General features: G+C 68.3%; 22 protein-coding genes, 1 tRNA gene and 1 other RNA gene. 10 read left to right on the plus strand and 14 right to left on the minus strand.

Annotation, left to right across the window (positions count from 1 at the left end):
• Positions 1 to 11: 11 nt before the first annotated feature.
• The 5 genes from JNO53_RS03470 to JNO53_RS03490 all read right to left on the minus strand — a co-directional run bounded on the left by JNO53_RS03470 (position 12) and on the right by JNO53_RS03490 (position 6,332).
• Positions 12 to 1,790 (minus strand): DNA polymerase III subunit gamma/tau, encoded by a 1,779-nt coding sequence (locus JNO53_RS03470; RefSeq protein ID WP_203107629.1) that lies wholly within the window; start codon positions 1,788 to 1,790, stop codon positions 12 to 14.
• A 71-nt stretch (positions 1,791 to 1,861) separates the two neighbouring features.
• Positions 1,862 to 1,956, minus strand: an RNA gene (gene ffs, locus JNO53_RS03475) — signal recognition particle sRNA small type.
• Positions 1,957 to 2,245: 289 nt separating this feature from the next.
• Positions 2,246 to 2,524, minus strand: coding sequence for an ETC complex I subunit (locus JNO53_RS03480; RefSeq protein WP_203107631.1), 279 nt, complete (start codon positions 2,522 to 2,524; stop codon positions 2,246 to 2,248).
• Positions 2,525 to 2,684: 160 nt separating this feature from the next.
• On the minus strand, positions 2,685 to 5,117 hold the full coding sequence (gene hrpB, locus JNO53_RS03485) for an ATP-dependent helicase HrpB (protein WP_203107633.1): 2,433 nt from the start codon (positions 5,115 to 5,117) through the stop codon (positions 2,685 to 2,687).
• Positions 5,118 to 5,321: 204 nt separating this feature from the next.
• Positions 5,322 to 6,332, minus strand: a complete 1,011-nt coding sequence (locus JNO53_RS03490) for a polyprenyl synthetase family protein (protein ID WP_203107635.1) — start codon at positions 6,330 to 6,332, stop codon at positions 5,322 to 5,324.
• A gap of 78 nt (positions 6,333 to 6,410) precedes the next feature.
• On the opposite strand from JNO53_RS03490, the gene JNO53_RS03495 reads away from it, so the two are divergent.
• The gene (locus tag JNO53_RS03495; RefSeq protein WP_203107637.1) at positions 6,411 to 6,710 is read left to right on the plus strand and encodes a chorismate mutase; all 300 of its coding nucleotides are present in this window, start codon (positions 6,411 to 6,413) and stop codon (positions 6,708 to 6,710) included.
• Between the two features lie 9 nt (positions 6,711 to 6,719).
• Here JNO53_RS03495 and JNO53_RS03500 read toward each other — a convergent pair whose 3' ends face one another.
• From JNO53_RS03500 to JNO53_RS03520, 5 genes are all read right to left on the minus strand, one after another.
• Positions 6,720 to 7,217 (minus strand): hypothetical protein, encoded by a 498-nt coding sequence (locus JNO53_RS03500; RefSeq protein ID WP_203107639.1) that lies wholly within the window; start codon positions 7,215 to 7,217, stop codon positions 6,720 to 6,722.
• A gap of 84 nt (positions 7,218 to 7,301) precedes the next feature.
• Positions 7,302 to 8,801: a sensor histidine kinase gene (locus JNO53_RS03505; protein ID WP_338015289.1), complete on the minus strand. Its 1,500-nt coding sequence runs from the start codon at positions 8,799 to 8,801 to the stop codon at positions 7,302 to 7,304.
• Positions 8,752 to 9,429, minus strand: a complete 678-nt coding sequence (locus tag JNO53_RS03510) for a response regulator transcription factor (protein ID WP_119512900.1) — start codon at positions 9,427 to 9,429, stop codon at positions 8,752 to 8,754. Before JNO53_RS03510 ends, JNO53_RS03505 begins: the two co-directional genes overlap by 50 nt.
• Before the next feature lie 104 nt (positions 9,430 to 9,533).
• Positions 9,534 to 9,839, minus strand: a complete 306-nt coding sequence (locus JNO53_RS03515; RefSeq protein ID WP_203107641.1) for a PepSY domain-containing protein — start codon at positions 9,837 to 9,839, stop codon at positions 9,534 to 9,536.
• 82 nt (positions 9,840 to 9,921) lie between these two features.
• The gene (locus JNO53_RS03520) at positions 9,922 to 10,638 is read right to left on the minus strand and encodes an SIMPL domain-containing protein (protein ID WP_203107643.1); all 717 of its coding nucleotides are present in this window, start codon (positions 10,636 to 10,638) and stop codon (positions 9,922 to 9,924) included.
• A gap of 122 nt (positions 10,639 to 10,760) precedes the next feature.
• Between JNO53_RS03520 and JNO53_RS03525 the strand changes: the two genes are divergently transcribed.
• A complete protein-coding gene (locus tag JNO53_RS03525; protein ID WP_203107645.1) occupies positions 10,761 to 12,332 on the plus strand; it encodes an amidohydrolase family protein in 1,572 nt (523 codons plus the stop codon).
• Positions 12,333 to 12,499: 167 nt separating this feature from the next.
• Positions 12,500 to 14,359, plus strand: a complete 1,860-nt coding sequence (locus JNO53_RS03530; RefSeq protein WP_203107647.1) for an ABC-F family ATP-binding cassette domain-containing protein — start codon at positions 12,500 to 12,502, stop codon at positions 14,357 to 14,359.
• 167 nt (positions 14,360 to 14,526) lie between these two features.
• Here JNO53_RS03530 and JNO53_RS03535 read toward each other — a convergent pair whose 3' ends face one another.
• The gene (locus JNO53_RS03535) at positions 14,527 to 15,003 is read right to left on the minus strand and encodes a DUF6456 domain-containing protein (RefSeq protein WP_203107649.1); all 477 of its coding nucleotides are present in this window, start codon (positions 15,001 to 15,003) and stop codon (positions 14,527 to 14,529) included.
• 93 nt (positions 15,004 to 15,096) lie between these two features.
• Here JNO53_RS03535 and JNO53_RS03540 point away from each other — a divergent pair, with 93 nt between their 5' ends.
• Together JNO53_RS03540 and JNO53_RS03545 are read left to right on the plus strand one after the other, a co-directional pair.
• Complete coding sequence (locus tag JNO53_RS03540) at positions 15,097 to 15,669, plus strand: helix-turn-helix domain-containing protein (protein WP_203107651.1); 573 nt, start codon at positions 15,097 to 15,099, stop codon at positions 15,667 to 15,669.
• Positions 15,666 to 16,850, plus strand: coding sequence for a glycosyltransferase (locus tag JNO53_RS03545; RefSeq protein ID WP_203107653.1), 1,185 nt, complete (start codon positions 15,666 to 15,668; stop codon positions 16,848 to 16,850). The genes JNO53_RS03540 and JNO53_RS03545 overlap by 4 nt, the downstream gene beginning before the upstream one ends.
• Before the next feature lies 1 nt (position 16,851).
• On the opposite strand, the gene secF is transcribed toward JNO53_RS03545, so the two are convergent.
• Genes secF through yajC form a run of 3 tightly spaced genes read right to left on the minus strand, consistent with a single transcriptional unit; the run spans position 16,852 to position 19,772 of the window.
• Positions 16,852 to 17,829 carry a protein translocase subunit SecF gene (secF, locus tag JNO53_RS03550; RefSeq protein WP_203107655.1) on the minus strand — a complete coding sequence of 326 codons (978 nt, stop codon included), beginning with the start codon at positions 17,827 to 17,829 and terminating at the stop codon, positions 16,852 to 16,854.
• Between the two features lie 12 nt (positions 17,830 to 17,841).
• On the minus strand, positions 17,842 to 19,437 hold the full coding sequence (secD, locus tag JNO53_RS03555) for a protein translocase subunit SecD (protein ID WP_203107657.1): 1,596 nt from the start codon (positions 19,435 to 19,437) through the stop codon (positions 17,842 to 17,844).
• Positions 19,438 to 19,451: 14 nt separating this feature from the next.
• Entirely contained in the window at positions 19,452 to 19,772 is a 321-nt protein-coding gene (gene yajC / locus JNO53_RS03560; RefSeq protein ID WP_203107659.1) for a preprotein translocase subunit YajC, read from the minus strand.
• A gap of 209 nt (positions 19,773 to 19,981) precedes the next feature.
• Between yajC and JNO53_RS03565 the strand changes: the two genes are divergently transcribed.
• The 5 genes from JNO53_RS03565 to accB all read left to right on the plus strand — a co-directional run bounded on the left by JNO53_RS03565 (position 19,982) and on the right by accB (position 22,558).
• Positions 19,982 to 20,058: transfer RNA gene (locus JNO53_RS03565), tRNA-Pro, on the plus strand.
• Positions 20,059 to 20,165: 107 nt separating this feature from the next.
• On the plus strand, positions 20,166 to 21,029 hold the full coding sequence (locus JNO53_RS03570) for an HpcH/HpaI aldolase/citrate lyase family protein (RefSeq protein WP_203107661.1): 864 nt from the start codon (positions 20,166 to 20,168) through the stop codon (positions 21,027 to 21,029).
• Positions 21,030 to 21,103: 74 nt separating this feature from the next.
• Positions 21,104 to 21,517, plus strand: a complete 414-nt coding sequence (locus tag JNO53_RS03575; RefSeq protein WP_203107663.1) for a holin family protein — start codon at positions 21,104 to 21,106, stop codon at positions 21,515 to 21,517.
• A gap of 25 nt (positions 21,518 to 21,542) precedes the next feature.
• The gene (gene aroQ, locus JNO53_RS03580; RefSeq protein WP_203107665.1) at positions 21,543 to 21,989 is read left to right on the plus strand and encodes a type II 3-dehydroquinate dehydratase; all 447 of its coding nucleotides are present in this window, start codon (positions 21,543 to 21,545) and stop codon (positions 21,987 to 21,989) included.
• Between the two features lie 77 nt (positions 21,990 to 22,066).
• Positions 22,067 to 22,558: an acetyl-CoA carboxylase biotin carboxyl carrier protein gene (accB, locus tag JNO53_RS03585; RefSeq protein ID WP_203107667.1), complete on the plus strand. Its 492-nt coding sequence runs from the start codon at positions 22,067 to 22,069 to the stop codon at positions 22,556 to 22,558.
• Positions 22,559 to 22,560 lie beyond the last annotated feature (2 nt).

Consider the following 22,560-nt stretch of genomic DNA (forward strand, 5'->3'; position numbering starts at 1 on the left):
TCTTCGTCTCGTCAGCGGCCCCAGGCGGCACGGCCGGAGCTGTGGATTTCGGCTTCCTCGACCGGTTGGGCCTCGGGAAACGCGGCATAGGCGGCCTCGACCAGCGGGTGCGCGCGCACCTTCGCCTGTTCGGCGGCCCTGGCGGCCTCCTCCTGCTCAACGAGCGAGGGGACGCCTTGTTCTTCGCATTGTTCGACGATCCAGCGCTGGCCGGTCGCCGCCGTCAGGGCGTCGCGCAGTTGCGGGGCGATATCGTCGCGGAAATGGGCGGCGCGGGCGTAGCGCAGCGTGCCCGTCTCGAGCAGGACCACGCGGACCTGCAGTTCCATGATGCTGGCGGCGTGGTGGTGACCCGCGGCCCGGATCTTGTCGACGAGCTGCCGCCAGTCGAGCGCCGCCGCCGGGGCCGCGCCGCCCGCGCCCTGCCCGCCGCTCGCAGGTGCGGCGATGCCGTTCGCGGCCAGGTCCTCCAGCTTCTTCGCCAGCTTGCCCGGGTCGGGCAGGTCGGCGGCATGGAGCACGCGCAGCAGCGCCATCTGCGCCGAGACCAGCGGGTCCGGCGCCTGGCGCACTTCCTCGTGCCCCTTGAGCAGGAGCTGCCACAGGCGGTGGAGCTGCCCGGCGGACAGGCGGCCCGCCCATTCGGCCAGCGCCGCCCGCTCCTCGGCGCTCGGCGCCTCGGGCTCCCCGCCGCCGATCTGGGCGACGGTGATGCGGTGGACGAGATCCATCAGCCCGCGCATCAGCGCCAGCGGCTCGACTCCGAGCGCGTATTGATCCGCGACCCCTGCGAGAAGGCCCTTGGCGTCGCCTTCCAGAATCGTGCCGAGCAGGCGGCGCTGGGCGCCCTTGTCGGCGAGGCCGAGCATGTCGCGCACGCGGCCCGCGGTCACCTTGCCTTCCTCGCCCATGTCGGCATGGGCGATCGCCTGATCGAGGATCGAAAGCCCGTCGCGCACCGAACCTTCGGCGGCGGCGGCGACCATGTGCAGGGCTTCGGGCTCGGCCGCGACGCCCTCCTGCTCGCAGACCCAGGCGAAGTGCGCCTGGAGCAGTTCGGTCGGGATGCGGCGCAAGTCGAAGCGCTGGGTGCGGCTGAGCACGGTGACCGGCAGCTTGTCGACCTCGGTGGTCGCGAAGAGGAACTTCACATGGGCCGGAGGTTCCTCAAGTGTCTTCAGCAAGGCGTTGAAAGCATTGCGGGACAGCATGTGAACTTCGTCGATGATGTAGATCTTGTAGCGGGCGCTGACCGCGGCGTAGCGGACCGCCTCGATGATCTCGCGCACGTCGTCGACGCCGGTGTGGCTGGCGGCGTCCATCTCGATCACGTCGATGTGGCGACCCTCGGCGATCGCCTTGCAGGGCTCGCACACGCCGCAGGGATCGATCGTCGGGCCGCCTTCGCCATCGGGCCCGACGCAGTTGAGCGCCTTGGCGATCAGGCGCGCGGTGGAGGTCTTGCCGACCCCGCGCACGCCGGTCATCAGGAAGGCGTGGGCCAGCCGGTCGCGCGCGATCGCATTGGCGAGCGTGCGGACCATCGGCTCCTGCCCGATGAGCTGGGAGAAGGTCTGCGGCCGGTACTTGCGCGCGAGCACGCGGTAGGGCTGCGCGGATGCGTCCGGCTTGGCGGGGGGCGCAGGCGCGGGTTCGGGCGGCGGTGGCGGCGCATCGCCGAACATGGCGGACTGGCCCGCCGCCTCGAGCTCGGCGGCGCTCGGCTCGGTCTGGTCCTCCTCCCCGGTATCCCAGGGGAGATCGCCCGAAGTGTCCGGTGAATCACCCATGCGCGTTTAGGTAGGGGCAACCGCCGCCAATGTCATGCGCGGCGGCCCAAACCGGCGGTGAAAAGCGGGGTGAAAAAGGAGCCGAGCGACCCGCTGCCATCCGTTATGGCTGCTTCCTTCCGGACCTGACCAGGTTGGCGGACGCGAACGTCCACCCGACTCCCGCGGCGCATATGGCGAGGGTCGCGGCGGATTGCAACCGCGCAGGCCCACCCCGCTGCGACTAGCCAGCAAGCTGGCAAGTCTCGCGCCCCTCCCGCGGGCGGGAGGGGTCGGGCGCGAAGCGCAGCCACAGATCCTCCCCATTTTTGCGAAGCACAAATGGGGAGGTGGCGCGCGCCACAGGCGCGTGACGGAGGGGTAACCGGTACGCCTTGCCCCTCCACCACCAGCCTGCGGCTGGCGGTCCCCCTCCCCGTTTGCGCTGCGCGAAAACGGGGAGGATCTAAATCTGGTTACCGGAAATTATCCGCGTAGGCCTGGATCTTGAGGTGGCGCGGAGGGGTTGCGTGGGCGCGGGCGGGGATGCCGTATTTCGCGGCATAGGCCTGCGCCGCTTCCTTGTCCGGGAAGGTGAGCTGCACCTGCGACTGCGTGTCCGCGCTGCCGGTCCAACCCATCAGCGGGTCAGGACGCTGCGCTTCGGAGCGCTCGAATTCGAGCACCCATTCGGACGTGCGCGCCTTGCCGGACTGCATGGCGTTCTTCGGTCGCTGGTAGATTCGTGCAGACATGGGATCGCCTTTCCTCGGCGCCGCGCGAAAATCAAGTTCTTCGGTTGTGGTTTCGCGCAGAGACCGCAGAGGAGCGGAGTGCGCAGAGATTCAAAATGCGGCTTCGCCGCTCCAAATTTTCTCTGCGTCCTCTGCGAACTCTGCGCGAACCTCTGTTTTCTCAGCCCTTCCCCGCGCCGAACGCGTTCTTGGTCTTGAGACTGGGCTTCTCGGTCCACGGCTCCTCCGGCCAGCGATGTTTGGGGTAGCGGCCTTTCATGTCCTTGCGCACGTCGGCCCAGCTTCCGCGCCAGAAGCCGGGCAAGTCGCGGGTCGCCTGGATCGGGCGGCCGGCGGGGCTGGTGAGCTTGAGGAGGAGCGGCGTGGCACCGACCATGGGGTGCCGCTCGAGCCCGAACAGCGCCTGCACGCGCACCTCCACGCTCGGCGCGTCGTCGCCGGTGTAGTCGATCGGGTGATGCGTGCCGGCGGGCGACACGAATTCTCGCGGGGCGGCGCGGTCGAAACGCTGGCGGCTGTCCCAGTCGAGCTGGCCGAGCAGCGCGTCGACCAGCTTCCCGCGCGGCACCGCGAGGTCGCGGCGCCCCTCGAGCAGCGGCCGCAGCCAAAGGTCTGCCGTTTCCGCAAGCGCTGCGGGCGAAAGCGCGTCGATCCCGGCGTAGCGCGCACGGGCGATGAGCTCGGGTGGGAGCAAGGTACCCAACCCCTCCACAGCCTTTTCCACAAGGATATCCACAACCCCGGTTGGGTCCGGCGCGGGGTCAGGGCCACTGGCGAGCACGATGGCGCCGAGGCGGCGTTCGAGCCGCGCTTCCACCCTGCCTTCACGTTCGTTCCACCGCAGGACCGAGCGACGCTCGATCCGTTCGGGGAGCCAGCGTTCGAGATCCGCCTCCTCCAACGCGAGCGCGGCGGTGATCCGCGCGCCCCTCGCCTGCCCCTGCGCATCGCCGATCGCCAGCCATTCGGCGCGCGCGAGCGGGCTCGCCGGGTCGAGCACGAAGCCGCGCCCGCCGGCCGATAGCCAGTGCTCGCCCGAGGGATCGCGGCGGCGGGCCACGTTGTCGGACAGGCCCGCGGCGAGGAGGATGGCGGCAGGCACCTCGCTCCTTGCCGGGCCGGAAACTTGCCGCGCCGCCCGCTCCGCCCAGCGTGCCGCGAGCTTGCGGCTCGCCTCGGCACGTGGGGAGCGGTCGGCGCCCCAGCGCTGCAAGCGTGCCGCGATGTCCTCGCCGCGCCCGCCGAGGCCGCGTTCTTGCAACAGCAGCGCGATCTGCGCCGCCTCGCGCGCGGCGCCATGCTCCGCGCCAAAGAGCACCATCGCCCCGTGCGCCGGGTCAAGCGGCAGGGCTGCCAGTATCTCGCCGCGCGGCGTGATCCGCCCATCGCCGTCGAGCGCGCCGAGCCGCATCAATCGCTCGCGCGCGGAGGTGATCGAGGCGGCGGGCGGCGGATCGAGCCACGCGAGCGCAGCCGGGTCCGCCGTTCCCCAGCGCGCGAGGCTGAGCGCGAGCGGCGCGAGGTCCGCGGTGGCGATCTCCGGCAGGTCGAATTCGGGACGGCCGGGATGCGCCGCCTGTTCCCACAGGCGGTAGGCCACGCCGGGCCCCTGCCGCGCCGCGCGGCCCGCACGCTGGCCAGCCGAAGCTTGGCTCGCCCGGCGGGTGACGAGGTGCGTGGTGCCCGCCGCGCGGTCGAACTCGGCATGGCGGGCGAGGCCGCTGTCGACCACGACCGACACGCCGTCGAGCGTCAGCGAGGTCTCGGCAATGGCCGTGGCGAGGACGATGCGGCGGCGGCCCTGCGGATCGCGCCGGATGGCGGCGCGCTGCCCGGCGGGCTCGACCTGGCCGTGCAGGGGGAGGATCGGCACTTCGGGCAGGCGCTCCGCCAGCCGCTCGCGCGTGCGCTCGATCTCGCGCACGCCGGGGAGGAAGGCGAGCACGTCGCCGCTCTCCTCGCGCCAGGCGGTGAGCACGGCCTGCGCCATGGCATCTTCAACCCGCCTGTCGGGTGACGAGCCCAACCATCTGATTTCGAGGGGAAAGGCCCTGCCCTCACTCTCGATCACCGGTGCCTGTTCGCCCAGCAGGCGAGCGAAGCGCGCGCCGTCGATCGTCGCGGACATGACGCAGATGCGCAGGTCCTCGCGCAGCACTGCGCGGCTCTCTAGCGCGAGCGCCAGGCCGAGGTCGCTGTCGAGATGCCGCTCGTGCGCCTCGTCGAACAGCACGGCCGAGACGCCTGCGAGCTCGGGGTCCTCGACCACCCGGTTGACGAAGATCGCCTCGGTCATGACGAGCACCCGGGTCCGGGCGGAAGTTCGGCTGTCGAGGCGGGTCAGATAGCCGACCGTCTCGCCTGCTTTCTCCCCCAGCATCTCGGCCATCCGCTCGGCTGCGGCTCGTGCGGCGACCCGGCGCGGGCTGAGGAGGATCACCTGCCCGGTGCACCAGTCCTCGCCGAGCAGCGCGGGTGCCACGGCGGTGGTCTTGCCCGCGCCCGGTGGCGCGACCAGCACCGCCGCACCGGATGTGCGCAGGGCGGCGAGGAGGTCCGGCAGGACGGCGTGGATGGGGAGGTGGTCTGGCATTTCGTCCGCTCTACCGACCTCGCCAATCGGGGGGAAGCGGATCAACCTGACGATAGCCCTCCCCCCTTCAGGGGAGAGGGTTGGGGAGAGGGGAACTCGCGCAACATTCGCCGTCCGCTGCGGCTTCGCCCCTCTCAACTCCGGCTAGCGAGCAAGCTCGCAAGCCTGCGTATCTCTCCCCCGAAGGGGAGAGAGCAGGAACCCTCAATACCCCCGCGCCACCGCGAAGTGCGCCGCTTCGGCCATCGCGGCGCGGGCCTTGCCGTCGGGGAAGATCGAGATCGCGTCGACCGCGCGGGCGGCGAAGTGGCGGGCGCGTTCGCGGGTGGCCTCGACCGCGTCGTACTTGCCGATCAGCGCGATCGCTTCGGCGAGATCGTCGTCGGACGTGCGGTGGCCGGCGATCGCGGCCTGCCAGAACTTGCGTTCCTCCGGCGTCCCGCGGGCGTAGGCGAAGATCACCGGCAGCGTCATCTTGCCTTCGCGGAAGTCGTCGCCGCGGTCCTTGCCCATTTCGGCGGCGTCCGAATCGTAGTCGATCGCATCGTCGACGAGCTGGAAGGCGACGCCGAGGTTGCGACCGTAATCGTCGAGCGCCTGCTCCTCCCGCTCGCCGCATTCGGCGACCACGGCGCCGATCCGACTGGCGGCGGCGAACAGGGCGGCGGTCTTGGCGCCGATGATCTGGAGGTAGCGTTCCTCGCTCGTCTCGATCTGGCGCTGCGCGGTGAGCTGCGAGACTTCGCCCTCGGCGATGATCGCGCTCGCGCTGGAAAGGATCTTGAGGACCTTGAGACTGCCGTCCTCGGTCATCAGTTCGAACGCGCGGCTGAACAGGAAGTCGCCGACCAGCACGGTCGCCGGATTGCCGAAGATGATGTTCGCCGCGGCCTTGCCGCGCCTGAGCTCGCTGCCGTCGACGACGTCGTCGTGCAGCAGCGTGGCGGTGTGGATGAACTCGACCGCAGCGGCGAGCTTGTGATGACGCGCACCCTGGTAACCGACCAGATCCGCCCCCGCGAGCGTCAGCATCGGGCGCAGGCGCTTGCCTCCGCCCGAGATCAGGTGCCCGGCGAGCCGCGGGATCAGCGGAATGTCGCTCTGCATCCGCTCAAGAATCACGGCATTGACCGCGTTCATCCCGTGCGCCGTCAACGCGAGCATGGGATCGAGCGTGGGGCGGCGGCGCGGCAGGGGAACGACGTCGGCTGTCATGGCGCGCACGCATTGCTGCGGCGGACCGGGCTTGGCAAGCTTGGAATTGCGCGCCTGCGCGTGATAAGCCCCGCCGCGATGCCCGATTCCAACTCCGCAGGCGACGCGCAGCTCGCCGCCTTCCGCCGCAGCATCGACAATATCGACGCCGCCCTGATCCACATCCTGGCGGAGCGCTTCCGCATCACCCAGGCAGTGGGCGAATACAAGGCGGCCAATGCCCTCCCCCCGGCCGATCCGGGGCGGGAGGAGAAGCAGATCGCGCGCCTGCGCAAACTGGCCGAGGAAGCGCACCTCGACCCCGAATTCTCAGAAAAGTTCCTGCGCTTCATCATCGACGAGGTCATCCGCCACCACGAACGCGCGCGCGGCGGCTAAGCCGGCGCGTCAGTCGTCGCGGTCGCGCCGCCAACGGCGGTCATCGTCGTCCCGGTCACGGCCGCGCCAGCGGCGATCGTCGTCCCTGTCGCGCCAGCGCCGGTCGCGGTCCCAGCGGTCGCGATCGCCGCGCCGGTCCCGGCCGCGCCATTCATGCCGGTCGTCGTCGCGGCGATAGCGCGACCAGTTCTCGCGCCGATCACCCCGGTCGCGGTAGCGTTCGCGGCGCGATTCCCAATAGCGGCGCGTATCGTCGTCCCAGCGGTGGCGCTGGCCGCTGCGGTCATAGATGTAGTAGCCCGCACCCGGATAGTAGTAGTCATTGTACCAGCCGTAGTACGGATAGTAGCTGCTGCCATAGTACCCGTCGTAATAGTCGTCGTAGTACCCGCTGCCGTAGCCGACCGAGCCGCCGTAATATCCGTAGCCGTCACCGTAAGTGCTGCATGCGCCGAGACCCAGGGTCGCGGCGGCAAGAAGGGCGGATGCGATGATGCGCTGGGCCATGGCGGCCTCTCCCAGGTAACGAAGTTCGGCTAACCGATTTATGCGCGAGACGGCCTGCGGTTCCGAAGAACGCAGGCGATGCGCTCAGGCCGCCCGGGGCAGGATCAGGCGCACGAGCAGTCCGCCGAGGTCCTCGCTCTCGCCCAGATCCACGTTGCCGCCGTAGATCTCGGCCACGTCGCGCACGATGGCGAGGCCGAGGCCGGTGCCCGGCTTTCCGGTGTCGAGCCGCGCGCCGCGGTCGAAGATGCGGGTCCGCTCCTCCTCGGGAATGCCGGTGCCGTCGTCCTCGACCCAGATTACGCAGCGTTCGGCCTCGGGTTCGGCATCGATCGTCACGAACACGCTGCCGCCGCCGTACTTGGCGGCGTTCTCGATCAGGTTGCCGAGGATCTCGTCCAAGTCCTGCCGCTCGATCGCGACGCGCACCTCACGGTTGCCGTCGATGTCGAACCGGACGTCGGGATAGAGCCGTTCGACCGCACGGCGCACGGCCTCTGCACTGTCCCACACGGTCGTCCGGGCGTGACCGACCGAGCGGCGGCCGACGGCGCGCGCGCGGGCGAGATGGTGGTCGACATGGCGGCGCATCGCGCGCGCCTCACGGATCACCGTGTCGGCGAGGTCGGGGGCGTGTGCGGTGGCGGCGTTGTTGACCACCGTCAGCGGCGTCTTGAGCGCATGGGCGAGATTGCCCGCGTGGGTGCGGGCTTCCTCCGCCTGCCGCTCCGAATGGGCGAGGAGCATGTTGATCTCCTCCACCAGCGGCTGGACTTCGAGCGGCAGCGGGTCCGACACGCGGTTGCTGCCGGTCGTGCGGATGCGCTGGATTGCCGCGCGGATGCGGCGCAGCGGCAGCAGGCCGTAGTAGCTCTGCAGCACGGCCATCGCGAACAGGCCGAGGCCGAGCGCCGCGAAGCTCCACACCAGGATCGAGCGGATGCGCGCGATCTGCGCGTCGAGGTTCTCGCGCGCGGAGGCGACCATGAAGGTCCAGCGGGTGTCGCTTTCGGGCAGGATCACCGTGCGCTCGACCACGCGCAGCGGCTCCTCCGGAAACTGCATGTTGTCGTAGAAGTGCGGCTCGTGATCGACGTGGTCGCCCTGCGGCTGGAGCGTCCGGTCCCACAGCGACTGCGAGGGCTGCGCGCCGAGCGAGAACGATTCGAACCCTTCGCGCCCCTCGGCGGTGATCTGCCAGTACATGCCGCTGTTAGGCTCGAGGAAGCGCGGTTCGCCGATGGGACGGATAAAGTAGACCTCGCCGTCCGGGCCCACTTCGGAGATCACGATCATCGTGTTGAGCAGATAGCCGAGCTGCTCGTCGAAGCTGTTCTGGACCTGATTGGTCAGCGTGCGTTCGAGCGCGATTCCGCCGCCGACGAGGAGCACGAGGATCCAGCCCGCGGCGATGAGCAGCATGCGCCGCGCGAGGCTGCCCGTGTGCGGCGTCTGGCCGTCGCTGTCGCCGTCCGCAGCACCGCCGCCGGACGGAGCCTCCGGCTCGCCGGAGGCGGGCGCCGACTTCGGGGCGTCAGGCGCGCGGGGCGTCTGCGGGGTCGTCGAGGCTGTAACCGAGGCCACGGATGGTCGTGATGACTTCCGCACCCAGCTTCTTGCGGATGCGGGTGACGAAGACCTCGATCGTGTTCGAATCGCGGTCGAAATCCTGATCGTAGATGTGCTCGATCAGTTCGGTGCGGCTGACCACCTTGCCCTTGTGGTGCATGAGGTAGCTCAGCAGCTTGTATTCCTGCGCCGTCAGCTTGACCGGCTCGCCCTTGAGCGTGACCCGGCCCGAACGCGTGTCGAGCCGCACGTCGCCGGCGGTCAGTTCGCTGGAGGTATTGCCCGAGGCGCGGCGGATCAGCGCGCGCAGGCGGGCGATCAGTTCTTCGGTCTGGAACGGCTTGGCGAGATAGTCGTCCGCCCCGGCGTCGAGCCCGGCGACCTTGTCGGACCAGCTATCGCGCGCGGTCAGCACCAGCACGGGGAAGCCGCGCCCTTCGCGGCGCCACATGCCGAGCACGGTGAGCCCGTCGATCTCGGGCAGGCCGAGGTCGAGGATCACCGCATCGTAATCCTCGGTCGCGCCGAGGAAGTGGCCGTCCTCGCCGTCGGTCGAGAGATCGACGGCATATCCGTTCTGTTCGAGCGTGGACTTGAGCTGCTGGCCGAGCGTGGGTTCGTCCTCGACGATCAGGATGCGCATTGCTGGTTCGTTCCCCCTGGATCAGGCTGACGGTAAGTGGGCTTTCGGGGTGAACGCGTCAACAAGCGAGCGGGTTTCCCTCCCCGGCCCCGTCCCACCCCGCATCAGCGACTGCGGCGCACGACGCGGCCGGTGCGCGCGTCGATGTCGACGAAAGTCACGCGCCCGTCGCGGATGAACTTGAGCCGGTAGACCATCGCCCTCGAATCGTAAGCCGGGCCGAGATATTCCGAGCCCCTCATCTGCGGCAGCACGCGCCGTTCGATCTCGCGCAGAGGCAGCACGTTGCCCGCACGCATCTCCTTGCGCGCCTCGCCCTGATCGTTGCGCGACTGGGCAAGCGCCGGCGCGGCGGCAAGGCCGGACGCGACAAGCGTGGCAGCAAGGCAGGAGGCAATGAGCTTTCGCATAGTGCCAACCTGCCTAGACTGCACGGATTGAACAAGTTCTGAATGCACGCACGGCGTAGCGTTCAGCAAGAAAACCAGCGTTCTAGCGGGTCATCTCGTACTTGACCGTCACCGTCACGCCGGTGCCAACTTCGCCCGGCTCGATCTGCGTGCCCGCATCGGCGGCGGCCTCCGCGCTGGCGCGCATCATCACCGGCTGCGGCCCGTAGCTTTGGAAGGTTTCCGAGATTTCGAGCAGGCGCACGCCCGAATAGCCGGCCATGCGGGCATATTCCTGGGCCATGGCTTGTCCGCTCTGGTAGGCCTTGGTGCGCGCCTCGCGCTTCGCCGCCTCGTCCGCCTCGAGCATGAAGTTCGGGCCGTAGATATTGTTCGCTCCGGCCGAGACGAGCGCGTCGAGCACTTCGCCCGCCCGTTCGAGATCGCGCAGCTTGACCTGCACCTGGTTGTTCACGTCGTAGCCGACGAACGTGCGCGCGCCGCCGTTGCGGTCGTAATCGTATTGCGGGTTGAGATTGAAGTTGGAGGTCTGGATGTCGCGCGACGCGATGCCGAGCTCGCGCAGCTTCGCGATCACCTGCTCCATTGCCTGCGCGTTCTGCCGCACGGCTTCCTGCGCAGTCGGCGCACGGGTCGTGACGCCGGCGCCGATCTGCGCGACGTCGGGTGCGGAGTGGACGATCTCGTTCACGGTCAGCTCGACCACCGGCCCCTGGGCCTGGATCTGGACTTCGGCCGCGTGAGCGGCGGTTGCGGCCAGCGCGGTCATGGCAAGCACGGGAACGGCGTAACGGATCATTGGGATGCCTCCTTGGCGATTCTCGCCTTTTGTTGGGTCCGGCACGCTTACGCGTGGCTGAACCGGGTTGTTCCGAAGCGCCTTCACGGCAATAGGGGTGCGCAAAGGGAGGAAGGGTCAGAATGACGATCTTGCGCGCACTTACCATCACTTTCGCGCTGGCCTGGAGCGCCGCGGCCGCCGCGCAACCGGGGATGCAGCCGGTGCCCGACCGGCAGCCGGGCGAAGGAGAAGGCCCCTACACGACGCTGGTGATCCAGGGCGCGACGATGATCGACGGCACCGGCGCCCCGCCGATGGGACCGGTCGACATCGTGGTCGAGGGCGACCGCATCGCCGGCGTCCACCTGACCGGCGCACCGCAGGAGGTGCTCGACGGCGCCAGCCGGACGATCGACGCGAGCGGGATGTACGTGATGCCCGGCTTCGTCGACGTCCACGGGCACAACGGCGATCCGGCCAAGGCGCCGCAGCCGTCCTACGGCTACAAGCTGTGGCTGGCGCACGGGGTGACGACGGTGCGCGGCGTCTCGTTCTACTTCGGCCCCGACCAGCCCGACCTCAGCGACGCGGCGCGCAGCGAAGCGAATACGATCGTCGCCCCGCGCCTGATCCCCTACGCCGCGTTCGGCGACAAGTGGGACGGCGGCACGCCCGATACGCCGGAAAAGGCGCGCGCCTGGGTCCGCTGGATCAAGCAGGCCGGTTTCCACGGGGTGAAGTTCTTCAATTCCGAAACGCCCGAAGTGCTCGGCGCAGCGCTGGACGAGGCGGACAAGCTCGGCCTCGGCAGCGTGGCGCACCTCGCGCAAGTGGGCGTGGCGCAAGTCAACGCGCGCAAGGCGGTGGAGTTGGGGCTCGACGGCGTGACGCACTTCTACGGTCATTTCGAGAGCCTGCTGAAGGACGGCACCGTGCCCCGCTATCCGGCGGGCTACAACTACCTCGACGAGCAGGACCGCTTCGGCGAAGTCGCCGGTCTTGCCGACCAGATCGTCGCACCGGGTAGCGAGAAGTGGGACGAATACGTCGACTTCCTGGTCGAAAGCGGCGTGACGCTGAGCCCGACGTTCAACATCTACTCCGCCAGCCGCGATGTGATGCGCGCGCGCACGCTCGAGTGGCACGACAAGTACACCCTGCCCTCGCTGATGAACTTCTACGAGCCGAGCCTGACCAACCACGGCAGCTACTACCACGACTGGACGACCGAGGACGAAGTGGCCTGGCGCCATTTCTACCGCCCGTGGATGCGGCTCACCAACGAGTTCAAGAACGAGGGCGGCCGTGTCAGTGCAGGCTCCGATCCGGGCTATATCTACCAGACCTGGGGCTTCGCCTATGTCGCCGAGCTGGAGATGCTGCGCGAAGCCGGGCTGAGCCCGCTGGAGGTGATCCAGGCCGCGACGATCAACGGCGCGCGCGAGCTCTATGAATCGAAGGGAGGCGAGCCGCCAATCGGCAGCATTCGCGTCGGCAAGCTGGCCGACCTGGTGATCGTGCCGGAGAACCCGCTCGACAACCTCAAGGTGCTCTACGGCACCGGCCACAAGCGCCTGAACCGCGAGACGAACCAGCTCGAAACCGTCGGCGGTGTCCGTTGGACGATCAAGGACGGGATCGTCTACGACGCGCACCAGCTCCTCGAAAGCGTGGCGCGGATGGTGGAGGAGCAGCGCGCGGCCACGCCCTGACCCGTCATTGCGAGCCGCCGCAGGCGGCGCGGCAATCCATGGGATGACGTGCGATCAGCCACCGCCGGCTCGGAAGCAGTCGCCGGTCCATGGATTGCTGCGCTTCGCTCGCAATGACGTGGAGGTTACTTGCAGCGAAGTCCTCCCTCGCCTACCTCGCGCGCCTCATGGCACAACCACCGATCCTCTCCTGGGAAGGTCTCGGGCTGCAGCAGGGCGGCCGCTGGCTGTTCGGCGGGCCCGAGCAGGGCGACATCGACCTGCATATCGGCCCACGCGACCGGCTCGCGCTGATCGGCCGCAACGGCGCGGGCAAGACCACGCTGTTCCGCCTGATCGACGACCGGATTGAGGCCGATCGCGGCACGCGCAAGGTCAAGCCCGGCACCCGGATCGTGCTGCTGGAGCAGGAGCCCGATTTCTCGGGCTGCGACGCGCTGATGGACTTCGCCCTACGCGGTCCGCACGCGCCGGCCGAGCATGAAGTCGAAGCCATCGCGGGCCAGCTCGGCATCGACATGGCGACCCCGGCCAAGGGCGCGAGCGGCGGCGAGAAGCGCCGTGCGGCGATCGCGAAGGCGCTGGCGCAGGAGCCCGACCTGCTGCTGATGGACGAGCCGACCAACCACCTCGACCTGGCGGCGATCGACTGGCTCGAAGGCTGGCTCGACCGTTACAAGGGCGCGTTCGTCGTCATCAGCCACGACCGCACGTTCCTCAAGCGCCTGACCCGCGCGACCATCTGGCTCGACCGCGGAACGCTGCGACGCAAGGAAGTCGGCTTCGGCGGTTACGAGGCGTGGGAAGAGCAGGTCTATGCCGAGGAAGCGCGGGCTGCGGAAAAGCTCGACGCGAAACTGAAGATCGAGGCGCACTGGCTCGAACGCGGCGTCACCGCGCGGCGCAAACGCAACCAGGGGCGGCTCGAGAAACTCTGGCAGATGCGCGCCCAGCGCGCCGCGATGATCGCGCCCAAGGGCACCGCCAAGCTCGGCCTCGCGACCGAGGAGGAGTTCAAGTCCAAGTCGGTGATCGTCGCCGAGCATGTTTCGAAGAGCTACAGCGAGCGCAGGATCATCCGTGACTTCACGCTGCGCATCCAGCGCGGCGACCGGATCGGCGTCGTCGGAGCCAACGGCGCGGGCAAGACCACCCTGCTCAAGCTGCTGACCGGCGAGATCGCGCCCGACGAGGGCACGGTCGAGATTTCGAAGAAGCTGACCGGCGTGATGATCGACCAGCAGCGCAGCCTGCTGGAAGGCGACAAGACGGTGCGCCAGGTGCTCGCCGAGGGCGGCGACTGGATCGACGTGCGCGGGTCACGCAAGCATGTGCAGGGATACCTCAAGGAGTTCCTGTTCGACCCCAAGGTCGTCGACACCAAGGTCGGAATCATGTCGGGCGGCGAGCGCAGCCGCCTGCTGCTGGCGCGCGAGTTCGCCCGCAAGTCGAACCTGCTCGTGCTCGACGAGCCGACCAACGACCTCGACCTCGAAACGCTCGACCTGCTGCAGGAAGTGATCGCCGACTACGAAGGTACGGTGCTGATCGTCAGCCACGACCGCGACTTCCTCGACCGCACGGTGACGCTGACCCTGGGCCTCGATGGTAGCGGTGTCGTCGACATCGTCGCGGGCGGTTACGAGGATTGGGAGGCGAAGCGGAAGGAACGCAAGGGCCCACCCCCAACCCCTCCCGCAAGCGGGAGGGGAGAGGGTCGCGCAAAAAGCCCCCTCCCGCTTGCGGGAGGGGAGCGAGACTTGGCGGCGCAGCCGGCTAGTCGCAGCGGGGTCGGCAAGCCCAAACTCTCCTACAAGGACCAGCGAGATTACGAGCTTCTGCCGGCGCGGATCGAGGAACTCGAAGCGGCGATCGCCCGCGGCGAGGAAATCCTCGCGGACCCGGAACTCTACACGCGCGACCCGCAGAAGTTCGCCAACATCAGCAAGGGCATCGAAAACGCCCGCACCGAGAAGGACGCCGCGGAGGAACGCTGGCTGGCACTGGCGGAGATGGTCGAGGGCTGAGATCCTCCCCATTTTGCAAAGCCAAATGGGAGGGGGACCGCGAGACGCAAAGCGGCTCGGGGTGGAGGGGTTTTGCGTGACGATGCCCTTCCGTCAGCCGCCTGCGGCGTCTGCCACCTCCCCCATTTGCGCTATCGCGAAAATGGGGAGGATCTTTGCCGCCGGTGTCACGGAACGCGGTAGAAATCCGCCACCCGCTCCAGCGCGATCTTCAGCACGACCTTGCCGCTGCGGGCCGGCCAGGAAAGCGCGCGTTCGGCGTTGGGGAGGCTTTCGCAGCCGCAGACCACGCGCCACAGGATGTCGGCAAGGCCGCTGCCGGCCAGTGCGATGGCGCCGTCGAAGCGCTGCTTGGCGGCGATCTGGCTCTCGGTCGGTGAAAGGCCGGGTCCGCGGCCCTGCACTTTGATCCGGACCGGATCCCAGCGCATGGTCACGCTCGGCCCCAGGCGCGCGCGCTCGTAATCGGCGCGCAGGCACTCGCCGGCAGCGAACAGGCGGTCACTCAAGTGCCCGCGTGCGTGAAGCCAGGCGAGCGGCGATTCGGCGAGGTTGACGGTCACCGTCCGGCGGCTTTGCCCGGCCAGCGCCTTGCGGCCGGGGCCTTCGGGCGTGAGTTCACGTTCGGCGAGCTTGCGAGGCATGGTGGTCTCCGTGCGGGAATCAGTGAATCCACGCTTGCCAAAACGACACGCATGTAGGAAAGAGAAAACCAGATGGGTTAGATAGAGGGCGCCATGATCAACCGTATCCGCGACATTCGCAAAGAGAAGGGTCTGACCCTTGCCGATCTCGCCGCCGCCTGCGATCCGCCGACGACCGCGCAGACGATCGGCCGGCTCGAAACCGGCATGCGCAATCTCTCGACCAAATGGATGGACCGGATCGGCAATGCGCTCGGCGTCGATCCGGAGACGCTGGTTCGTTCGGACAAGTCGCAGCATCCGCAGGTCGTCGCAACGCTGGGCGCGAGCGGCGCGGAAGCCCTGCCCCGCCCGCGCGATGCGATCCCGCCGACCGAACTCGGCGGGGACGCCCCCCTCGTGGTGCTGGCGGTAGAAGCGTCGGCCGGGCCCTATCTCGCGGGCGACCAGCTCTGGATGCGCCAGCTCGACCCGGAGGAGGCGCCGCGCGCGATCAACCGCGACGTGCTCGTGCCGCGTAAGGGCGGGCGCTTCGCTTTCGGGCGGCTGATCGACCGGCAGGGCAGTCTCGTCGGCATCCTCCCGCCCGGTGCCGGGCAGAAGCAGCAGGTGGTCGAATCGCCGCCCTGGATCGCCGTAGCGGAGATGCTGGTGCGCCGGCTGTGACGGCCCCTCGCCGCCTGCTGTCGATTGCGACCCTCTATCCCAACGCGCATGCGCCGCAGTTCGGCACGTTCGTGGCGCGCTCGCTCGAAGCGCTGGCGGCGCGCGGCGACTGGCATGTCACCGCGATCAATCCGATCGGCATCCCGCCGCTCGCGCTCGGCCGCTATCGCGCGCTGGCCAAGGCGGCGGTCGATGGCGTCGAGAATGGCGTCGAGGTGCACCGGCCGAGCTACATGCTGGTCCCGCGCGTCGGCGCGCGTATCAATCCCAGCATGATCGCACGCGCGGTGCTCCCGCTCGCGCGTCGGCTGCACGAGGAGCGCCCGTTCGACCTGGTCGATGCGCAGTTCTTCTACCCGGACGGTCCCGCAGCCGGATGGATCGCGCGCCAGCTCGGCCTGCCTTATGCGATCAAGGCGCGGGGGTCCGACATCACCTACTGGGGCACCAAGGCCTTCGCCCGCGAGCAGATGCTCGAGGCGGCGGCCGGTGCGCGCGGCCTGCTCGCGGTGTCGGAGGCGCTGAAGGAGGACATGATCGCGCTCGGCATGCTTCCCGGCCGGATCGCGATCCATTACACGGGGCTCGACCGCAATCGTTTCCGCCCCCTCGCCCACTCGGGCCTGCGCACGAAACTGGGCGCTTCGCTCGGCATCCCGCTGGGCGAGAAGGAGAAGATCGTCGCGACGGTCGGCGCGCTGATCGACCGCAAGGGGCAGGACCTGGTGATCGGCGCCGTGGCGAGCATCCCCGGCGCGCGGCTGCTGCTGGTCGGCAAAGGGGAGGACGAGAAGTACCTGCGCGGCCTCGCGCGCGACCTGCGGGCCGAGGACCGGGTGCATTTCCTCGGCTCGGTCGACCACGACGTGCTGCCGGTCGTGCTTTCGGCCGCAGACGTGATGGCGCTGCCATCGAAGAAGGAAGGCCTCGCCAATGCCTGGGTCGAGGCGCTCGCCTGCGGGACGCCGATCGTGATCTCCGACGCGGGCGGCGCGCGCGAACTCGTGACCGGGCCTGAGGCCGGGTACGTCGTCCGCCGCGACATCGAATCGATTGCGGCGGCGCTGCGCAAGCTGTTCGCCGCCCCGCCGGCGCGCGAGCGCGTGGCGGGGACGGTCGAACGCTTCGGCTGGCCCGCGCACGCCGCGGAACTCGCGCGGCGTTACGAAGGTCTGATCTAGCTCAGACCTCGCCGCGTGCGACTTTCTCCTGCCGGTCGGCGGCCGATTCCTGAGGCACGAAGCTGTCGGAATCGACGCCGAGCCAGATCAGGATCGGCGCGGCCATGTAAACCGAGCTGTAGATGCCGACGAACATGCCGAGCGTAATCGCGGCGACCATCCCGAACAGGCTCGCGGGCCCGAACAGCAGCAGCGGGATCAGCGCCAGCAGCATCGAGAGCGAGGTCATCATGGTGCGTGCCAGCGTCTCGTTGACCGAGAGGTTCAGCAGCTCGGGCAGCGGCATCTTGCGGTACTTCTTCATGTTCTCGCGGATACGGTCGTAGATCACGATCGTATCGTTGAGCGAGTAGCCGATGATCGCGAGGATCGCCGCGATGATGTCGAGGCTGAATTCCATCTGGAACAGCGACAGCATGCCGAGCGTCAGCGAGACGTCGTGGAACAGCGCGAACAGGCCGCCGACGCCGAATTGCCATTCGAAGCGCACCCAGATGTAGAGCGCGACCGCGAGCATGGCGGCGATCAGCGCGAAGGTCGCATCCTGCCGGAATTCGTCCGACACCTTGCCGGAGACGTTCTCATTGCCGTCGATCCGCAGGTCGGCGAAGCCTTCTTCCAGATCCCCGACGATCTCGTTGGCGATCGCCTGCGCGGCTTCCGGATTGCCTTCCGCCGATTCGGGCAGCGGTACGCGGATCGAGACCTGGTTGTTCTCGCCGAAGCGCTGCACGATCGGGTCGCCGTAGCCGAGCTCCGCAACCCGCTCGCGCACGTCCTCTACCGGTGCGTCGGCACGCTCGGTGAAAGTCGCCGTGATGTTGAGGCCGCCGGCGAAGTCGACGCCGTAGTTGAGCCCCTTGGTCGCGACCAGCGCCCAGCTCGCGATGATCAGCAGAATGCTGACCACGTAGAACGGCATGCGCCAGCGCAGGAAGTTGATGTTGGTGTTGTCGGGGACGAGCTTGAGCAGTTTCATTTCCCGGGCCCCTTACAGATTGATGTCCTGCGGCCGCGCCTTGCGCAGCCACCCGGCGACCCACATGCGGGTCAGAGACACGGCGGTGAACACGCTGGTGAACAGCCCGATCACGAGCACGACGGCGAAGCCGCGCACCGGGCCGGTACCGAACATGAACAGCAGGACGCCGGCGATGAAGTTGGTGATGTTCGCGTCGAAGATCGCGCGGCTGGCTTCCTTGTAGCCGTTCTCCACCGCGGCGACCACGCGCCGCCCGCGCTTTCGCTCCTCGCGTATTCGCTCGTTGATGAGCACGTTGGCGTCCACCGCCGCGCCGATGGTGAGCACGAAGCCGGCAATGCCGGGCAAGGTGAGCGTCGTATTCATCGCGGCCATGATGCCGAGGATCATCAGCACGTTCAGTATCAGCGCGATCGTGGCGTAGATGCCGAAGCGGCCGTAGGTGACGACCATCAGCACGACGACCGCGACCGACCCGACGATCATCGCGATCACGCCGAGCCGGATCGATTCCGCGCCGAGGTCGGGGCCGACGGTGCGCTCCTCGACCACCTTGAGATCGACCGGGAGGGCACCCGACTGCAGCGAGATCGCGAGTTGCTGCGCGGTTTCGGGCGAGAAATTGCCCGAGATTTCCGACACGCCGCCGAGAATCTGGTCCTGGATCACCGGCGCGGAAATCACTTCGCCGTCGAGGATGATCGCGAACTGCTTGCCGACGTTCTCCGAGGTCAGCTTGGCGAAACGGTTGCCGCCTTGCTGGTCGAACTGGATGACGACGACGTCCTGATTTTCCTGGTTGCGGCTCGCCTGCGCGCGGATCAGCGTGCTGCCGTCGATCCCGCCCAGGCGGTAGACCGCGAGGCTCTGCCCGGCAAAGCCGCTGTCCGCGGCATAGGGGACGATCTGCTGCCCCGGCGGCGCAATGCCTTGCGCCAGATCCGAGGGAAGCGCGTTCTCGTTCACGAGCTTGAATTCGAGTTTGGCGGTGCGGCCGATCAGTTCCTTGACCTGCTCGGGATCCTCGAGCCCGGGCACCTGCACCACGATGCGGTTGTCACCTTGGCGGATAATGGTCGGCTCGCGCGTGCCGAGAGCGTTGATGCGCCGGTCGATCACGTCCTGCGACGAATCCATCGCCGCGTTGAGCGCCTGATCCAGCGCCGCCTGGGTCGGGGTGAGCACGATGCGCGTTTCGTCCTCGACCGAGAGATTCCATTCCCGCGTCAGCCCCTCGCCGTTGAGCAGGGGTTCGAGCACGCTGCGTGCGCGATCGATGTCGGCAACGCTCTCGACCATGAAGCTGAGCCGCCCCTCGGCGGCCGAAACGTCACCGATGCGGATCGGCGGGTCGGCGCGGCGCATGGCGGAGCGCACCGCTTCTTCCATGTTGCGGATCCGCTGTGCCGTCACCTGGGCAGGGTCGGCCTCGAGCAGGATGTGGCTGCCCCCGGCAAGGTCGAGCCCGAGGTTCACCATCGGGCTCGGCAGCGAGGCGGGCCAGCGCGCATTCGTCAGCGACACGAGCGAGGGAAGCGCGAGGATCGAAAGAGCCAGGGTCAGACCCCAGAACCAACCCCTCTTCCACAGCGGGAAATCGAGCATTCGCTATCTCCCGCTCAGTCGTTGGCGGCCGAGCCGCCGGGCGGAACGATGTCGCCGATCGTGCTCTTCACCGCCTTGACGCGCACGCCCTGGGCCAGCTCGATTTCGGCATAGTGCTCGTCGACCTTGGTCACCTTGCCGACGAGGCCGCCGGCGGTGACGACCTGATCGCCTTTCTTGATTCCGGCGATCTTCTCGCGGTGCTGCTTTTGCTGGCGCATCTGAGGGCGGATGATCAGGAACCAGAAGATCGCGATCATGCCGACGATCGGCAGCCAGCTGATCCACGCAGGCGGCGCATCTGCGCTGGCTGCCGCGGCAAGGAAATCGAGCATGAAAATGAACCTATCGAGGTTGAGACCAGGAGCTTGGCGGGAACACGCGCGGCCCGATCGTTCCCCGGACCCCTCGCCTCCCGGCGATCAGGTGGGCGCGCCTAGCAGCATTGCAAGTGGAGGGCAACGAATCGCGCCGATGCCACACCTCGAAGATCGATGCTTGCCAGCTCCGAACCCTCGCCCTATAGGGCCGCCCTCCACTGGATCGGGACGTAGCGCAGCCTGGTAGCGCATCACACTGGGGGTGTGGGGGTCGGAGGTTCGAATCCTCTCGTCCCGACCAGTGGCCAGCTTTCATCCATCGTCGATATTGCACCTCCGCCGCATCGCACCTAGGGCGCCCGGCGCAGGAGGATTTGCCCGATGAACGCGTCAAGCACTCGCCCCCGCATGCGGTCGTGGCTGTTCGCCCCCGGCGACAGCGAGAAGAAGATGGCCAAGGCGGCCGACGGGCCCGCCGACATCGTGCTGCTCGACCTCGAGGACTCGGTCGCTCCCGAGCGCAAGCCCCTGGCGCGCGAGATGGTGCGCGACTTCCTGGCCGGGCGCGCCGACCGCGAGCGGCTGTGGGTGCGGATAAACCCGCGCACAAGCGGGGACGCCCTGCACGATCTGGAAGCGGTCATGTCCTCCGCGCCGGGCGGATTGCTCCTCCCCAAGGCGGAGGGCCCGGAGGATGTGGAGGCGCTCGACACCTTTCTCATCCGGTTGGAAAAAGCGCATGGGATCCCGCGCGGGTCTACCAGGGTCGCTGCGCTGGTGACCGAGACGCCGAAGGCGATGTTCCGCACCGGCGACTACGAAGGCGCCCCGCGCCTCGTCGCGATGAGCTGGGGTGCGGAAGACCTTTCCTCCGCACTCGGTGCGCGCATCCAGTTCCGGCCCGACGGCGGTTACATGCCGACTTACGAACTCGCCCGCAGCCTGTGCCTGCTGGGCGCCGCCGCCGCCGGCGTGGCGGCGATCGAGACGATCCAAGCAGACTTCCGCGATCTCGAAGGCCTGCGGGAACGTGCCATGATGGTTCGCAGCCAAGGCTACCGCGGGATGCTCGCGATCCACCCCGCGCAAGTCGACGTGATCAATGACGCATTCACCCCGGGCGAGGATGAAATCGCCCATGCCCGCGCGGTCATTGCCGCCTTCGCGGCGAATCCGGGCGCAGGAACGGTGGGCCTCGACGGCGCGATGCTCGACCGGCCGCACCTCGCGCTGGCGCAGGCGCTGCTCGCGGATGCGGGAGCGGACGCCTAGCTCGACAAACATCTTTCCTACACGAACCGATATGGTTACATGGACCAGCGAATCGCAATCAGCGGAGCGCAGTCATGTCCATCATCGAATCGCTAATCGGGCCGATCGCCTCGATCATCGACAAGGTCATTCCCGACAAGGAAGCCCGGACGAAGGCCAAGCTCGAACTGCTCGCCCTGGAAGGCACGCACGAGCTGAAGCAGATCGAGGCACGCCTCGCTGCCATCGTCGCCGAGGCCAATTCGCGCGATCCCTGGACCAGCCGCGCGCGGCCGAGCTTCCTCTACGTAATGTACGCGCTCATGCTCTTCGCGCTGCCGATGGGGGTGATCTCGGCCTTCGATCCGCAAGCCGCGCAGAACGTGAGCGCCGGCATGACCGCCTACCTGCGCGCCCTGCCGACCGAGCTCTACACCCTCTTCGGCACCGGCTATCTCGGCTACACCGCCGCCCGCCAGTGGGGGAAAGCGAAGGGCGTCGACAGTTGACGCCCCCTCGCGCTAAGCGAGCGGAATGAGCGTCCCCATCACCAATACCGTCTACGTCCTCAACGGGCCGAACCTCAACCTGCTCGGCATGCGCGAGCCCGACATCTATGGCGCCGACACGCTCGACGACATCGCCGCCATGCTCGATGATCGTGCGCGCGAGCTGGGCCTCGATATCGAGATGCGCCAGTCCAACCACGAAGGGCATCTGGTCGACTGGCTGCACGAGGCCCAGGCCGAAGGCGCGAAGGCGGTGCTGCTCAACGCGGCCGCCTATACCCACACCTCGATCGCCCTGCTCGATGCGATCAAGGCGATCCGCACGCCGGTAATCGAGGTGCACCTCTCTGATCCCTCGACCCGTGAGCCTTTCCGCCACCACTCCTACGTCGGGCTCGCCGCGGCGAAGACCGTGCAGGGCCTCGGCGCGCGCTCCTATCTGGTGGCGCTGGAGGCCGTCGCGGAATTGTAACTTCCGCGCCCTCGGCCCCTTGCCAGTCCGCCCCGACCCGCGCATAGGCGTCCGCCTGTAGCGAACAAGGGTTGTTTATGGCCGAAAACAAAGGCAGCGCCGGGCGCAAGTCCGGCATGGATGTCGATACGGGGCTGGTTCGCGAACTGGCCGAACTGCTCGCGGAAACCGGGCTGACCGAAATCGAAGTGGAAGACGGCGACCGCAAAGTCCGCGTCTCGCGCGGCGGTGGTATCGCCGCGGCGCCCGTCGCTTTCGCCGCCCCCGCGGCGGCCACCGCAGCGCCTGCGCCGGCCGCCGCGCCCGGTGAGCCCGCCCCCGCCCAAGACGATCACGCCGGCGCGCTCAAGTCGCCGATGGTCGGCACCGCCTATCTCGCGGCGGAGCCAGGCGCCGATCCCTTCGTCAAGGTCGGCGACAGCGTGAAGCAGGGCGATACCCTGCTGATCGTCGAGGCGATGAAGGTCATGAACCCGATCGCCGCCGACAAGTCCGGCACGATCAAGGCGATCCTGGTCGAGAACGCACAGCCGGTCGAGTTCGACCAGCCCCTGATCGTCATCGCCTGAAC

The sequence above is a fragment of the Altererythrobacter sp. C41 genome, from assembly GCF_016803135.1.
Taxonomy (GTDB): domain Bacteria; phylum Pseudomonadota; class Alphaproteobacteria; order Sphingomonadales; family Sphingomonadaceae; genus Pelagerythrobacter.

Bases quoted from the DNA above. Each gene is read 5' to 3' on its own strand.
- JNO53_RS03470 (WP_203107629.1), bottom strand. From the start codon at position 1,790: ATGGGTGATTCACCGGACACTTCGGGCGATCTCCCCTGGGATACCGGG.
- JNO53_RS03480 (WP_203107631.1), bottom strand. From the start codon at position 2,524: ATGTCTGCACGAATCTACCAGCGACCGAAGAACGCCATGCAGTCCGGC.
- hrpB (WP_203107633.1), bottom strand. From the start codon at position 5,117: ATGCCAGACCACCTCCCCATCCACGCCGTCCTGCCGGACCTCCTCGCC.
- JNO53_RS03490 (WP_203107635.1), bottom strand. From the start codon at position 6,332: ATGACAGCCGACGTCGTTCCCCTGCCGCGCCGCCGCCCCACGCTCGAT.
- JNO53_RS03495 (WP_203107637.1), top strand. From the start codon at position 6,411: ATGCCCGATTCCAACTCCGCAGGCGACGCGCAGCTCGCCGCCTTCCGC.
- JNO53_RS03500 (WP_203107639.1), bottom strand. From the start codon at position 7,217: ATGGCCCAGCGCATCATCGCATCCGCCCTTCTTGCCGCCGCGACCCTG.
- JNO53_RS03510 (WP_119512900.1), bottom strand. From the start codon at position 9,429: ATGCGCATCCTGATCGTCGAGGACGAACCCACGCTCGGCCAGCAGCTC.
- JNO53_RS03515 (WP_203107641.1), bottom strand. From the start codon at position 9,839: ATGCGAAAGCTCATTGCCTCCTGCCTTGCTGCCACGCTTGTCGCGTCC.
- JNO53_RS03520 (WP_203107643.1), bottom strand. From the start codon at position 10,638: ATGATCCGTTACGCCGTTCCCGTGCTTGCCATGACCGCGCTGGCCGCA.
- JNO53_RS03525 (WP_203107645.1), top strand. From the start codon at position 10,761: ATGACGATCTTGCGCGCACTTACCATCACTTTCGCGCTGGCCTGGAGC.
- JNO53_RS03530 (WP_203107647.1), top strand. From the start codon at position 12,500: ATGGCACAACCACCGATCCTCTCCTGGGAAGGTCTCGGGCTGCAGCAG.
- JNO53_RS03535 (WP_203107649.1), bottom strand. From the start codon at position 15,003: ATGCCTCGCAAGCTCGCCGAACGTGAACTCACGCCCGAAGGCCCCGGC.
- JNO53_RS03540 (WP_203107651.1), top strand. From the start codon at position 15,097: ATGATCAACCGTATCCGCGACATTCGCAAAGAGAAGGGTCTGACCCTT.
- secF (WP_203107655.1), bottom strand. From the start codon at position 17,829: ATGAAACTGCTCAAGCTCGTCCCCGACAACACCAACATCAACTTCCTG.
- secD (WP_203107657.1), bottom strand. From the start codon at position 19,437: ATGCTCGATTTCCCGCTGTGGAAGAGGGGTTGGTTCTGGGGTCTGACC.
- yajC (WP_203107659.1), bottom strand. From the start codon at position 19,772: ATGCTCGATTTCCTTGCCGCGGCAGCCAGCGCAGATGCGCCGCCTGCG.
- JNO53_RS03570 (WP_203107661.1), top strand. From the start codon at position 20,166: ATGCGGTCGTGGCTGTTCGCCCCCGGCGACAGCGAGAAGAAGATGGCC.
- JNO53_RS03575 (WP_203107663.1), top strand. From the start codon at position 21,104: ATGTCCATCATCGAATCGCTAATCGGGCCGATCGCCTCGATCATCGAC.
- aroQ (WP_203107665.1), top strand. From the start codon at position 21,543: ATGAGCGTCCCCATCACCAATACCGTCTACGTCCTCAACGGGCCGAAC.
- accB (WP_203107667.1), top strand. From the start codon at position 22,067: ATGGCCGAAAACAAAGGCAGCGCCGGGCGCAAGTCCGGCATGGATGTC.